This window comes from Clostridia bacterium (genome assembly GCA_035561135.1).
Classification (GTDB): Bacteria; Acidobacteriota; Terriglobia; order Terriglobales; family Acidobacteriaceae; genus DATMYA01.
In genome coordinates, this window is record DATMYA010000051.1 from 1 (window position 1) to 13,847 (window position 13,847).

Here is a 13,847-nt window from a genome sequence, read left to right on the forward strand (position 1 = left end):
AAACCGCCGGGCGCAAGGCCCGGCGGCTTTAGCGAAAGTTGTGCGACTCTTTACCAACCGCGCGTCTGGAGCATGTCGGCTTCAGCGATGGTGCTGACGGCGAGACCCTTCATGGCGCTGTTGACCTGCTCGCTGACTTCGGCAAGGACCTTGGGATCGTTGTAGTGCGTTGTTGCGAGCACGATGGCCTTGGCGCGGGCTTCGGCTTCGGCGCGTTCGACGGGATTCTTGAGGTCGAGCGCGGAACTGCCGTCCTTCATGAAAATGCCGCTGCCGACGAAGACGGATTCGGCGCCGATCTGCATCATCAGCGACGCGTCTGCCGGAGTCGCAATGCCGCCCGCAGAGAAATTCGGGACAGGCAGTTTGCCAGCCTGGGCGACCATGCGTACGAGTTCATACGGTGCCTGATGATTCTTGGCAGCGGCGTAGAGTTCCTGCTCAGACATGACGGTAAGCTGCTTTATCTCCTTGATGATCTGGCGCATGTGCTTGACGGCGTGGATGACGTCGCCGGTTCCGGCTTCGCCCTTGGTACGGATCATGCATGCGCCTTCGGCGATTCGCCGCAGAGCCTCGCCGAGATTCCGCGCGCCGCAGACAAAGGGAGTCTTGAACGCGTGCTTATCGACGTGATGCTCTTCATCGGCAGGGGTGAGGACTTCGGACTCGTCGATGTAATCGACGCCGAGTTCCTGCAGGATTTGTGCCTCGGCAAAGTGTCCGATGCGGCACTTGGCCATGACGGGAATCGAGACAACCGCCATAATCTCTTTGATCTTTTTGGGGTTCGCCATGCGGGCCACGCCGCCTTCTGTGCGGATCATGGCGGGCACACGCTCAAGCGCCATAACGGCGACGGCACCGGACTTCTCGGCTACTTCGGCTTGGTCGGCACTCATCACGTCCATGATGACGCCACCCTTCAGCATTTCGGCCAGGCCAATCTTCAGACGCAGACCGCTGTTGCCGTTCTTGTCGGACATTGGGAATCTCCTTCGAATCTTGCGGACCTCCGCTGGGCTTCGTGTTTCCGCTGAAAAGCCGAAATGTGCAGGCGTCAGGCGGGAAAAGCCAATTACAGAGCGGATCAATCCTACGTGGGACAAACTTATTTTAGCGCGTTGGGGAGAGTTGTGCGAGTGGACCGCTCTTGCAACAAGGCGCAGCGCCAGGAGACAACGGACACCTCTGAACTGTGTTGCCGCGCGTGGGTTTCGCGGGACGAACAGGCCGCGGTTGGCCAGTTAGCGCTTCGTTCGCACCAGCTTGCGGGCAGGTGAGTACGCAGGATTACGGACTAATTCGCCGGGCATACGCTTCAAGTACTTCTTGAACATCTTCTCCGGGTTGATTGCGATGAACTTGCCTTTGCTACGGGCAAGCACTTCGCCGTCCTGATTCCTGATCTCCGCGACGTTGGTGTGGACTCGTCCTCTCACGCTGCGCTCTCGGCCTTCGACGACGAGCGGTTTTCCAAGCGGAACGGGCTTCACGTACTCGATCGACATCTCCCGGGTAAGGGCAACGACGTGCCGGAGCTTATTCACCTTGCCCATGGCTTCGTCGAGAATGGTGGCGATGATGCCTCCATGCGCATGTGCTGGCGGGCCGACATAACGTGACGAAAGCTTAAAGCGGCACACGAAGGTTTTGCGTTGCTCGTCGAGAGTGAAATTGAGGTGCATGCCGTCAGGGTTGTCCGGGCCACAGCCGAAGCAGCGGTTGCGCGGAATTTTGAGGTGCTTGGTGTCATGTCCGTGTGCGGATTTCTTGGAAGTCGGCATGGTTGGTTCCGGTTAAGTTCAGAGATGCAGGATGGTAGTTTCAAGTTTCAACTTCTGACCATCGCTGGTATCAGCGCGGGGCTGGCCAAGAGATACTTCGCCTCGGGTTCACGTCCCTCTCGGGGAAGACCATTGACGAGCGCGCTTCCCCATTCCCTTGCTGCCCGTTCAAAGTGTATAAGTAGCTACCAAATTTAAGCATCCCATCTTGCGAGGAGAACCCTGGTGTCCTCACTACGGGCGGTTTTGTGCACGGCTCTGATCTCCCTCCTTCTTATTCCATCCACATCAATGGCTCAGAAGAAAACGACACCGGCGCAGGCTCAGAAACAGGTTGAGCAGCAGAAGTCGGAGACGACGGCACCTGCACCGGGTAACGTCCGGCAGCCTGCTGCTACAGACAAACCGGAAGCGCGCAAGACGGCCAAAAAGGATAAAACCACAGCCGCGAAAGACGCCACGAAGACGGACGACGCAAACAAGGAAGAAGAGTCGAATGCCAAGGACCCGATGTCGAGCAAGACATTCAGCGGGTTGAAGTGGCGCTCGATCGGTCCGGCGACGACCTCGGGCCGCGTGCTCGACTTCGCGGTGAACCCTAAGAATCGCGCCCAGTACTACGTCGCGACGCAGGGCGGTCTCTTCAAAACGCTTAATTCCGGTACGACGTGGATTTCGCTGTTCGATGGCGAGGGCTCGTATTCGATTGGTTGCGTGACGCTGGACCCGAACGACTCGAACGTGGTTTGGGTCGGCACGGGAGAGCGCAACTCGCAGCGTTCGGTGAGCTATGGCGATGGCGTTTACCGGTCCGATGATGGCGGCAAGAGCTGGAAAAACGTCGGACTGAAGAAGTCCGAGCACATCGGGAAAATCGTCGTCGATCCACGAAACTCGAACGTGGTGTTCGTGGCCGCGCAGGGGCCGCTGTGGTCGGCCGGTGGAGATCGTGGTCTGTACAAGACAGCCGATGCCGGCAAAACCTGGAAGCAGGTTCTCAAGATCAGCGAGAACACGGGCGTGACGGATGTCGCGTACGACTTCAACAATCCGGACATCATGTATGCGGCCAGCTACCAGCGCCGGCGACATGTGTTCACGATGATCAACGGCGGCCCGGAGTCGGCGATTTACAAGTCAACAGATGGCGGCGAGACGTGGGCCAAGCTGAAGAACGGCCTTCCGACGGATGAGATGGGAAAGATCGGCCTGGCGGTTTCGTCGGCGGATTCGAATATCGTTTACGCCTATATTGAAGCGGCGAACGGCAAGGGCGGTTTCTTCCGCTCCATCGACAAGGGCGCGAGTTGGGAAAAGCGCAATCCGTTCGACGCGACGGCGCAGTACTACGCATATATCTGGGCCGACCCGAAGAACCCCGACAAGCTTTACTACCCGAATTTCCACGTAATGATGTCGAGCGATGGCGGCAAAACGCTGGTACCCCTCCCATCGAAGACACGCCACGTCGATAACCACGCGATCTGGATCGATCCGAAAGACACGAATTACATGCTGGTAGGCGGCGACGGTGGCGTGTACGAAACCTTCGACGGCGGCCAGAACTGGGCATACAAATCGAATCTACCAGTCACGCAGTTTTACGACGTGACGGTGGACAACTCGCAGCCGTTCTATTTCGTTTATGGCGGCACGCAGGATAATTACTCGCTCGGTGGGCCGTCGCGCACACGTAATGCCAGCGGTATCGTCAATTCAGATTGGTTCGTCACGCAGGGTGGCGATGGATTCCGATCACAGGTCGATCCTGTCGATCCGAACATCGTTTATGCGGAGGCGCAATACGGTGCGCTGGTGCGCTTCGATCGCCGCACGGGCGAAGGCGTTGGCATTCAGCCGGTCGAAGGCAAAGGCGAGGAACCGCTGCGCTGGAACTGGGATTCGCCGATCCTGATCAGCCCGCATCAGCACACGCGCTTGTACTTCGCGGCAAATAAGCTTTTCCGCTCGGACGATCGCGGAGATTCGTGGAAGGCCATCAGTCCTGACCTTTCACGCCAGATCGATCGCAACAAGCTCCCGGTCATGGGCAAGGTGTGGGGGGCGGACGCCGTCGCGAAGAATGCTTCAACCTCCTTCTACGGGAACATCGTCGCCCTGACGGAGTCTCCGAAGAGAGAAGGCCTGCTGTACGTGGGCACCGACGACGGCTTGATCCACGTGACGGAAGATGCTGGCGCGCACTGGGCGAAGTACGAGAAGTTCCCCGGCGTTCCAGAGATGACGTACGTGAGCCGCCTCGCCGGTTCGCATCACGATGTGGGTACGGTTTACGCGTCGTTCGAGAATCACAAGAATGGCGACTTCAAGCCTTATCTGTTGAAATCCACGGACAACGGCAAAACGTGGACCTCGATTGCAGGAAATTTACCGGAGAACGGTCCGGTGCTGGCGTTTGCAGAAGACACGGTGAACCCGAACCTGTTGTTTGCGGGCACGGAATACGGTGCGTTCTTTACGAATGACGGCGGCAAGAAGTGGATTCAACTCAAGGGGGGACTGCCGACGATTGCGGTGCGCGACATCGTCGTGCATCCGCGCGAAGGCGACCTGGTGATCGCGACCTTCGGTCGCGGCTTCTACGTGATGGACGATATCACGCTGCTGCGCCAGGTAAAGGCCGAAACACTGCAACAGAACGTTGCGATGTTCCCGGTCAAGGACACCATGATGTTCATGGAAGCGTTCCCCATTGGCGGACGCGGCAAGGGATACCAGGGCGACAACTTCTTCACCGCGGAAAATCCTCCGTATGGCGCGACCTTCACGTATTACTTGAAGGACAAGCTGAAGTCGAAGAAGGACAAGCGTCAGGAATCGGAAAAGGAAGCAGCGAAAAAGAATGAGGCTGTAACGTATCCGACCAACGATGAGCTACGTGCGGAGGCGGAAGAAGAAGCTCCGTACATGTTCTTTACCGTGCTGGACGCGCAAGGCAAGCCGATCCGCAGACTTTCCGCGCCAGGCAAGGACGGCATCAATCGCGTAGCGTGGGACTTCCGCTATCCCAATCCGGCGCTGCGCCCTGAAGTTGCACTGTCAGAAGGCGATGAGGACTGGCCATCGGATCGTTCCATTGGTCCGCTGGTGCTGCCGGGCAAGTACGCTGTAACACTCTCACAGAAGGTGGACGGCGTGGTGACGGACCTGACGCAGCCGGTCTGGTTCAACGTCTACGCCGAGGGCACTTCGACCATGAAGCTGGAAGACCGACTGGCGCTGAACGAGTTTCAGCAGAAGGTCTCACGACTCCATCGGGCAGTGAACGGTGCAGGCAAAACGGTGGACGACGTGCGTTCGCGCGTGAAGCAGATTAAACGCGCATTGAACGAAGTTCCTTGGGCCGACCGCGGACTTTCCCAGCGTGCCGACAAGATTGAAGCGCAACTGAACCTCATTCAACGCAAGCTTCGGGGCGATAACGCGCTTCGTGCGCGGAACGAAAATGTCGCAACGTCAATCCAGGAACGCGTGGGTGGCGTGATGGGAGACACTCGCATGATTATCCAGCGACCCACCGGCACGCATATGCAGAGCTATGCAGTAGCTGCTCAGGAGTTTAAGGAGCAACTGGCCGCTTTGCGCACGCTGGTCGATGGCGAATTAACACCGCTGGAGAAGGACATGGAAACGGCTGGAGCGCCCTGGACGCCCGGTCGCATTCCGACCTGGCAGGAAGAATAAAGGGTGCGCCGGCTTCCCTGCCGGAGTGCTTGAAGGTTGGGCCGGTGACTCGTTCACCGGCCTTTCCCTTGCCGAGTGCCGCTGCATTATCCTCTTGATTTTCTTGGGCATCTCCATGGGACAGTCGCCATCCTAACCATCACGGAGTGCAAGGTTAGGCAGCACTTTTTGTTCCCAAAGGCGACCATTCGCCATCTATTGAAATGGCAGGTCAAACCCTACCCAGGACATCGCAAATGGCGACACTCCCTCCACCCTTCAGAACCAAGCAGCCCCCGACATCTGCCGGTGGCGGCGGGCGTGGTCCCGTACCGCGCGAGCCAAGGGGCGGCGGAGGCGGTGGGCGCGGCGATGGAGATAACTTCCAGAGTCACGGCGAGCGTTTACGCAGGTATCGGCTCGGACTATTCTTCATGCTGGTATCGGTCACGATGTTGTTCGTGTCGTTCACCACGCTGTACATAGCACGGAGAACGGCAGGACGCTTTGATCCCATGTCAGGGGATTTTCAGACGGATTGGGTTCCGGTCACACTGCCGATAGGCTTGCTGCTCATCAACTCGGCCGTGCTGTTACTCAGCAGCTTCACGGTCGAAAAAGCCCGCAGAGCTGCTGCGATCGAAGCTGCCGTGGTTCCGGCAAGCCACATTCCCGGGATCGCGCCAATCCATGAAAGTTCTGGCCGCTGGGTGCAGGCGACAGCCTTGCTGGGCTTGGCTTTTCTGGCGGGCCAAACGATGGCCTGGCGGCAGTTGAACGTGCAAGGGATATTCCTCGATACAGGCCCAGCAAGTTCCTTCGTATTCCTGCTGACTGGTGCGCACGCTGTTCACCTCGGGGGCGGCATACTTGCACTGATCTGGGCCGCGGCCAGCAACTTCTTGCACAAGTCGCTGGACTCCCGGCGCGTCACCCTTGACGTGACAGCTATCTACTGGCATTTCCTCGGCGCTCTTTGGATCTACATTTTCGCGCTGCTGTGGTTCGTCCACTGAGCTCTTGCTCAAAATCCCCCACCCTGCAGGCAGTTTCTCGCTCCATTGAGCGGGTACTCGCCGGGATTTATAATAAAAAGATTCAGGAGCCCTCGGGAAAGCCCTAGTAGGCGCGGTGATCGCGTCCACGGCCGGGGACTCTGCCTTCGGAGCCAATGTCTTCAGACCCAATGTCAACGGAAGCAATCGTCGTACGGGGCGCTCGCGTCCACAATCTGAAGAACGTCGACTTCGAGATTTCGCACAACACTTTAACGGTGGTGACGGGAGTCTCAGGCTCGGGGAAATCTTCGCTTGCATTTGACACAATCTACGCGGAAGGACAGCGCCGGTATGTCGAGTCGCTGTCGGCTTACGCACGGCAGTTCCTGGAGCGAATCGAGAAGCCGGACGTTGACTTGATAGACGGAATAGCACCGGCAGTCGCGATTCGGCAGAAGAACCAGACACGCAACCCGCGTTCGACGGTGGCCACGGCGACAGAAATCTACGATTACCTGCGCCTGCTGTTTGCGCGTGTTGGCCGGACCTACTGCCAGCAATGCGGCGCAGAGGTGAAGAAAGACACGGTCGATGAGGTTGCCGACCGGATTATCGCGCTTGGCGAAGGAACGCGTCTGAATGTGACTTTCCCTTTGCTGCCGCCAAATGCACCTGCCGAACCTGAGAACAAGCCGAAAGGTCGCACGAAGAAGAAAGTCGCATCTGCGCCGGGTGCTTCCGAGTTGCTGAAAGAGCGCCTGTTCGAGTTACGGAAAAGAGGCTTCAACCGGCTCTACCAGAACGGGCAGGTGTACGAATTTTCAACGCCCGAGTCTCTGCTGGACGTAGATTTCACCCAGCCCGTTTACCTTTTACTGGACCGAATCGCGGTTTCGGCTGACGTACGCTCGCGCATCGTGGATGCGGTGGAGAGCGGATATCGGGAAGCAGGCGAGGTGCTGTTTGAAACCGCGCCTCGTGACGGAGCGGAACCAGAACGCCTGCGATTTGCCCAACGCTTCGAGTGCAAGCAGTGTAGCCTGCGATACGAAGAACCTGAGCCACGCCTGTTCTCATTCAATAATCCCTATGGCGCGTGTCCCAGGTGCCAGGGCTTCGGCAACACTATCGACTTCGACCTGAATCTCGTAATCCCCGACGCCACAAAGACCTTGGGCGACGGCGCAATCGAGCCGTGGACGAAACCGAAATACCGCCCGCTGTTGACGGACTTAAAGCGTTACGCGAAGTCTGCCGGGATTCCGCTGGACGTACCCTGGGCGGAGCTTGAGCCCGAGCAGCGACGGGTTGTGATCGAAGGCGACGGCAAGTATCACGGCATTCGCGGCTTCTTCGCATACCTCGAGCGCAAGAAGTACAAGCTGCATGTACGTGTGTTCCTGAGCAGATATCGCGGATACTCGCTTTGCTTGACGTGCTCGGGAACTCGCCTGCGCACCGAGGCACGGCAAGTCAAAGTGTCGGGCAAGGACATCTGCCAGGTCTGCTCGATGACGGTGGAAGAGGCGACGAACTTCTTCGCGACGCTGGAACTGTCGCGGCAGGAGGCGGACATCGCGGGGAGGCTGCTGGAAGAGATTCGGGAGCGCCTTCGTTTTTTGTACGACGTCGGGCTGGAGTATCTGACGCTGGACCGCTTGGCTTCAACGCTTTCAGGCGGCGAGGCGCAACGCATTCAACTCGCGACCTCGCTCGGCTCGCAGCTCGTGGGCACGCTGTATGTGCTCGACGAGCCCTCAATCGGACTGCACAGCCGAGATACGCAGAGGCTGATACGCATCCTGCACAACCTGCGCGACCTGGGGAACACGATCCTCGTGGTTGAGCACGATCCGGAGATCATGAGATCTGCGGATCGCATTCTCGACTTGGGGCCGGGCGCAGGCGAGAACGGCGGCAAGTTGATCGCTGCGGGGACTTATGAGGAGATTCTGCGCTCGCCGGCTTCCCTGACTGGGCGCTACCTGAATAACGACCTGCATATTCAAATCCCGCAGACACGGCGCAAGCCAGGACGAGAGCAGATCAAGCTGATAGGAGCGCGTGGGCACAATCTCAAGGGCATCGATGTAAGCATCCCGCTGGGGATGATCGTCGCAATAACCGGAGTCTCGGGCTCGGGGAAATCGACGCTGGTCCACGATGTCCTGTATCAGAGCCTGGCGGCGCGGAAGCGGCAAACGACAGGCGTTGTACCCGAGGGGGCGGTCGCTAGCATGGAAGGCGACCAGTACATCGACGACGTGGTGCTGGTTGATCAGTCGCCGATCGGCCGGACGCCGCGTTCCAACCCGGTCACGTACATAAAGGCCTTCGACGCGATTCGCGAGTTATTCGCTTCCCTTCCCGAAGCCCACAAGCACGGATACTCCGCAGGGCATTTCTCGTTCAACATCTCAGGCGGACGCTGCGAAACTTGCCAAGGCGATGGCACGGTCACGGTGGAGATGCAGTTCCTGGCGGACGTGGAACTCGTCTGCGAAGAGTGCAAAGGCACTCGGTACAAGTCAGAGATTCTGGGAGTTCACTATCGCGGCAAGAACATCCATGATGTGCTGAACCTGACGGTGAAGGAGGCGCTGCACTTCTTCGCCGGTGTGCCAAAGATCGTGGACAAGTTAAAGGTGCTGGAAGAGGTTGGCCTTGGGTACCTGCGCCTGGGACAATCAGCGACCTCGTTGAGTGGCGGTGAGGCACAGCGCATGAAGCTGGCGGCGCATCTGCAGCCACGCCCGCGCGACGTGGGCCGGCGGAATGGCGATGAGCAGCGCCGCCGCAAGCCGCGAATGTTGTACATATTTGACGAGCCGACTACGGGTTTACACTTTGACGACGTAAGTAAGCTGCTGGCGGCTTTTCGGCGACTGATCGAGGCAGGAGGTTCCATCATTGTCATTGAGCATAACGTGGACGTGATCAAGGTGGCGGATTGGGTTATCGACTTGGGACCGGAAGGCGGCGCACGCGGCGGCAACGTAGTTGCGGCAGGTACGCCGGAAAGCGTGGCGCGCAATGTTACTTCTTACACCGGACAGTGGCTGGCGCGCATCTTACCTGAAAATGGGAACTCACACTCTGATGCGTAGACCGATTCTCATAGTTGCGGTATTGGCCGTGGCCGTGTTGGCACCGCCGTATCTTCCGGCACAGCAGACGGGGCGAACTGTCCGCAAGAGCAGGGTCGCGGTTGAGGAACACCCAGCGGACATCCAGAAGGCGCAAGCGGCCATCGAGCAGCGCGACCTTGCCTCCGCAGAAGCGCTATTGCAGGAAGCTCTGAAGCAGGACCCTCAAAACTATCAAGCGCACTTCTACCTCGGTTACGTGTATAGCAACACGAATCGCCGCCCTGAGGCGATCGCAGCGTATCGCAAGTCGGTAGCGGCGCGACCGAATCTGTTCGAATCGAACCTGAATCTAGGGATGTTGCTCGCGGCTGACGCCTCGCCGGAAGCATCGAAGTACCTGAAGGCCGCAACGCAACTGAAGCCTTCGGGCAAACAGGATGAGGCGCTGGCGCGTGCGTGGATGTCATTGGGGCGCGTGCTGGAGAGCGCCGATCGTGCAGGCGCAGTCGATGCGTATCAGCGAGCGGCCGAGCTACAGCCTCGCAATCCGGCACCGCACCTTGAGCTCGGCCAGATGCTTGAGCGGCACAGCGACCTTGCGGGCGCGGAGAAGGAATACAAGGTTGCACTCACACTCGATGCCAACTCGGCAGACCCTCTAGCATCACTCGCCAACCTGTACATGCGAGGGAAAAGGCTGCCGGAAGCGGAGAGCACGATTCGGGAGCTACTCAAAACGCAGCCCGGCAACGCCAACGCGCGGGTGCAACTGGGTCGCATCCTCGCAGCGCAGAACAAGCAGGACGAAGCCGCCGCCGAACTGGAGGCGGCGCTGCAATTGGCTCCCACGGATGGCGATGCGCTCCGGGAGTTGGCAAGTATCCAGATGAAGCAGAAGAAGTTTGAGGCGGCGGCTGCGAGTTACGGAACGCTTGTCGCGAAGTCGCCAAAGGATCCCGACCTGCGTTATGCCCTTGGGTCGGCCTTAATGCGCGTGAACAAGTATCCGGAGGCGCAGCAGGAGTTCCTGACGACAATCAAGCTGAAGCCAGAATGGGGAGAGGCATACGGCGAACTAGCGGTCGCAGCCTCGGGCAATAAGGACTACAACCTTACGATCCGTGCCTTGGATGCTCGCGCCAAGATTCTCCCCGAAATGGCGGGCACCTACTTCCTGCGCGCCGTTGCCTACGACCACCTGGGAGCGGTAAAAGAAGCATCTGACAACTACAAGCAATTCTTGGGTGTTGCGAACGGCCAGTTCCCCGACCAGGAGTGGCAGGCGCGGCACAGGCTCATTGCGATAGACCCTTCGCGCAAGAAGTGAAGATGCGGATCGTCCTATTGATTATCGTGCTGACGATCCTGTCGGCAAATGGCTCAGCAGCCAACCGAGAGCAGAGCTTGGCAGAAGTACGCGCGCGTGCGGACGCCGCGCGTGGGGAGGACTGCGCGAAGGTATGTCCGGACGCAGCCCGCGCCATGACAGAGGAAAGCAACAGCCTTTTCAACCAGGGCGAGGTTGAGAACGGCCACGCAGCGATGAGAGACGCCGTGGCATATGCGCGTAAAGCGGCGCAAGCTTCCATAGAGTCTCGCAAGAAGCAAAAGCAAACGGAAATCGCGCTGCGGAAATTGGCGAAACGGATGACGGACATCAAGGAAACATTGAGCGTTGATGACCGCGCGAGCGTGCAGGAAGCAATCGATCAGGTGGAAGCGTTGCGCTCGGAGTTGCTGGCCGCGATGTTCGATATGAAAAAGGACAAGAGATGAAGCGCACTACTGCCCTCGTGTTTTCCGCGCTGCTTACGCTTTCGCTGCTGATGAGCCCGGCCGCGGCGCAGCGTCATCGCGATCCTTTAACGGAAGCCGAATCGGACCAACTGCGCGAGACCGCAGTGGAGCCGGTCAAACGCATGAAGCTGCTGGTTAAGTTCGCGCGCGCGCGCATGGAGGCCGTGGACCACATGCGTTCCGTGCCGAAGATGACGGACGAAGAAGCCGAGAAAGTCCGGTCTCTGCTCGACGATGTTGCTAACCTGGTGGATGAGATTGACGACAACCTGTCCATGTACAACGGACGAGGCGACGACCTTCGCAAAGCCTTGAAAGAAGTAATCGAGGTGAACTCCGACTTCCAGTTGAAATTACGCACGCTGAAGGAAACCTCGTCACCAGAGGCTCTGAAGCAATATGGGTTTTCGCTGGAAGATGCTATGGAGTCGGTGAACGCCAGTGCCGATTCGTCACGGGCGATGCTGGAAAGCCAGAACGCTAGCCGCGGAAAAGATAAGAGCAAGGACGCCAAAGATAAAGACAAGGATGAGGATACGGAGACCAGGAAGAATTCTGGTTCCAACTCCGACAAAGCGGAACAGAGACAACAGAAGAAAGAGCAGGATAGGCGCTGCCCGCCGCCGTGCTAATCTGAAAAGTACCTCTCTCAAGTTCCTATGGTTGACGTGCTTTGAAGGAATCCTTGCTCACAATTCTCCAGGAGACCTACCGGGAGTTACGGCCCCGTGCCGAGATGCCGGAGTTCCGCTTCGAGTTCTACCCTTTTGCAAACGTCAACAACACGATTCGGCTCCGCGAAGGCGTGCTGAAAATACGAATCTCGGACCTGCTGGAAGGCGCTCCGGACACGGTTCTGCGCTCGATTTGCCATATCCTGCTGGCCAAAATCTATCGAAAGCCCATCGAGACGGCGCACGCGACGCGCTACCGGCGCTACGTCTCCAGCCATGACATGACCTCGAAGGCCCACCTGGTACGGCAGATGCGCGGACGCAAGCGCATCGAGTCGGCGCAGGGACACGTTTACGACCTGGATGGCATCTTCGACGAACTCAACGTGCGGTTCTTCCATGGGTTATTGGCGCGTCCGCAGATGACGTGGAGCCGCGACCACGCACGCAACAGCTTGGGCCACTACGATCCGGCGCACAACGCCATCGTCGTGAGCCGCATCTTTGACCACCCGTGCGTGCCGCATTATGCGATCGAGTACCTCGTTTACCACGAGATGCTCCACCTGAAGCATCCGGTGAAGTTGCGCGGCAGCCGGCGCTGCGTGCACGGACGAGAATTCCAGGCGGAAGAGAAGCTGTTTCCCCGGCTTGAAGAGGCCAAAGCTTTCCTTAAGAAACTTTGACGCGGGCAGCTATGCGACGAGTTCTCCTAAACGATCACCGTCAATGATTTGGAGCAGCTTTTCCGCACTAGCCTCCACGCGGTAGAGCCGCACGGTATCGGTTGCGACGCGCAGTTTGTAGGGATATTCGCCCGTCATGTAATCGCAATCGAGACCTTCGGCCAGCGAGAGCGCCGTGGCTTCATAGACAAGAGATTGCCCTGGAGAGTGTTCAGCCCAGCGCTGGTCGAAATAGATTGTGTAGAAGTTGCGCGTGTGGCCATGCAGGAAGGTGACTAGGGAGGCAACGACTTTTTCGTTACACTCGTACGTGAAGACCTCGCATCGCGATGCCGGTTCGGCCGCCATGCGGACCATGAACTCGCGGCGTAGCGCATCGGCAAACACGTTGGCTTGTCGCGCAGGCTGGCTTCCCTTCTGTTCGTAAATCCAGCGAATAAGTCCAGAGTTCATTCCGGCATGTCTCTGTAGTTCCACGCCGCGGCGCGACAGTCGGCGGGCGCGACTGCCAAGGCGTGAGTGGGTGGATGAGAACTCGTCGGCGGAAGTATGCGTTCGCAGAGTGCATGGCGCATTCGCAAACGGTTGTGGTGCGAAATCCTGCCAGCGTTTGCAGGCGTAGCTATCGCGCAAAGCGACAACTGAGAGCGGCATCCGAAGCTGCATTAGCCGCGTCCACGCGTAGCGCAGAACATCTGGATCGCCGGAGGCAAGAACGTCTCGATAGTCGAAAAGCGCTTCTCCAACAAGCGCAATCGTCTTATCCGTCCGAATAACGGCGGGGATGATGGCGAGCCCCGAGTCGCTCTCCGCCACGACAAAATGCGGCGTTTCGCGTTGTGCGAAGTGCGTTCCCGCAAGTCGCGCAATATCGAATTGCTGAAACACGCCGTGGAACGGAGATTCCCGTAAGATGTTCACCCAATGCGGGCGCAGATTGTCTAATTCGTGCTCGGTTCGTGCTACGAAAAGGCGGCGCAAATGGACTCCGATTTCGTATGGCGTGCGACAGGTAATTAGAAGCAGGGTCTCGCGACCGGGTTCTCTGGCGCTCCGGGTACCGCTACGCGAAGCAAACTAAAAGGGAGAGGCTGGTTGTCCTCTCCCTTTTAGCATTCCCGGTTTACTAGAA

Annotated in this window: 10 protein-coding genes; 7 read left to right on the plus strand and 3 right to left on the minus strand. The window is 58.5% G+C overall.

The window, feature by feature from the left end:
• Window positions 1-50 precede the first annotated feature (50 nt).
• Complete coding sequence (gene pdxS / locus VN622_10435; protein ID HWR36274.1) at window positions 51-986, minus strand: pyridoxal 5'-phosphate synthase lyase subunit PdxS; 936 nt, start codon at window positions 984-986, stop codon at window positions 51-53.
• 261 nt (window positions 987-1,247) lie between these two features.
• Window positions 1,248-1,787 carry a PaaI family thioesterase gene (locus VN622_10440; protein HWR36275.1) on the minus strand — a complete coding sequence of 180 codons (540 nt, stop codon included), beginning with the start codon at window positions 1,785-1,787 and terminating at the stop codon, window positions 1,248-1,250.
• A gap of 291 nt (window positions 1,788-2,078) precedes the next feature.
• Between VN622_10440 and VN622_10445 the strand changes: the two genes are divergently transcribed.
• From VN622_10445 to VN622_10475, 7 genes are all read left to right on the plus strand, one after another.
• Window positions 2,079-5,492, plus strand: a complete 3,414-nt coding sequence (locus VN622_10445) for a glycosyl hydrolase (GenBank protein ID HWR36276.1) — start codon at window positions 2,079-2,081, stop codon at window positions 5,490-5,492.
• 236 nt (window positions 5,493-5,728) lie between these two features.
• Window positions 5,729-6,487, plus strand: a complete 759-nt coding sequence (locus tag VN622_10450; GenBank protein HWR36277.1) for a cytochrome c oxidase subunit 3 — start codon at window positions 5,729-5,731, stop codon at window positions 6,485-6,487.
• A 170-nt stretch (window positions 6,488-6,657) separates the two neighbouring features.
• Window positions 6,658-9,576 carry an excinuclease ABC subunit UvrA gene (uvrA, locus tag VN622_10455; protein HWR36278.1) on the plus strand — a complete coding sequence of 973 codons (2,919 nt, stop codon included), beginning with the start codon at window positions 6,658-6,660 and terminating at the stop codon, window positions 9,574-9,576.
• Window positions 9,569-10,885 (plus strand): tetratricopeptide repeat protein, encoded by a 1,317-nt coding sequence (locus tag VN622_10460; protein HWR36279.1) that lies wholly within the window; start codon window positions 9,569-9,571, stop codon window positions 10,883-10,885. The genes uvrA and VN622_10460 overlap by 8 nt, the downstream gene beginning before the upstream one ends.
• Window positions 10,886-10,887: 2 nt before the next feature.
• The gene (locus VN622_10465) at window positions 10,888-11,334 is read left to right on the plus strand and encodes a hypothetical protein (GenBank protein HWR36280.1); all 447 of its coding nucleotides are present in this window, start codon (window positions 10,888-10,890) and stop codon (window positions 11,332-11,334) included.
• On the plus strand, window positions 11,331-11,987 hold the full coding sequence (locus VN622_10470; protein ID HWR36281.1) for a hypothetical protein: 657 nt from the start codon (window positions 11,331-11,333) through the stop codon (window positions 11,985-11,987). Before VN622_10465 ends, VN622_10470 begins: the two co-directional genes overlap by 4 nt.
• Window positions 11,988-12,040: 53 nt before the next feature.
• Window positions 12,041-12,715: a M48 family peptidase gene (locus VN622_10475; GenBank protein HWR36282.1), complete on the plus strand. Its 675-nt coding sequence runs from the start codon at window positions 12,041-12,043 to the stop codon at window positions 12,713-12,715.
• 9 nt (window positions 12,716-12,724) lie between these two features.
• Here VN622_10475 and VN622_10480 read toward each other — a convergent pair whose 3' ends face one another.
• The gene (locus tag VN622_10480; protein HWR36283.1) at window positions 12,725-13,696 is read right to left on the minus strand and encodes a GNAT family N-acetyltransferase; all 972 of its coding nucleotides are present in this window, start codon (window positions 13,694-13,696) and stop codon (window positions 12,725-12,727) included.
• Window positions 13,697-13,847 lie beyond the last annotated feature (151 nt).

What these genes read in the sequence shown, in the direction of transcription:
- VN622_10465 (HWR36280.1), top strand. Translation starts at nt 10,888, where the DNA reads ATGCGGATCGTCCTATTGATTATCGTGCTGACGATCCTGTCGGCAAAT.
- pdxS (HWR36274.1), bottom strand. Translation starts at nt 986, where the DNA reads ATGTCCGACAAGAACGGCAACAGCGGTCTGCGTCTGAAGATTGGCCTG.
- uvrA (HWR36278.1), top strand. Translation starts at nt 6,658, where the DNA reads ATGTCAACGGAAGCAATCGTCGTACGGGGCGCTCGCGTCCACAATCTG.
- VN622_10450 (HWR36277.1), top strand. Translation starts at nt 5,729, where the DNA reads ATGGCGACACTCCCTCCACCCTTCAGAACCAAGCAGCCCCCGACATCT.
- VN622_10470 (HWR36281.1), top strand. Translation starts at nt 11,331, where the DNA reads ATGAAGCGCACTACTGCCCTCGTGTTTTCCGCGCTGCTTACGCTTTCG.
- VN622_10460 (HWR36279.1), top strand. Translation starts at nt 9,569, where the DNA reads ATGCGTAGACCGATTCTCATAGTTGCGGTATTGGCCGTGGCCGTGTTG.
- VN622_10445 (HWR36276.1), top strand. Translation starts at nt 2,079, where the DNA reads ATGGCTCAGAAGAAAACGACACCGGCGCAGGCTCAGAAACAGGTTGAG.
- VN622_10440 (HWR36275.1), bottom strand. Translation starts at nt 1,787, where the DNA reads ATGCCGACTTCCAAGAAATCCGCACACGGACATGACACCAAGCACCTC.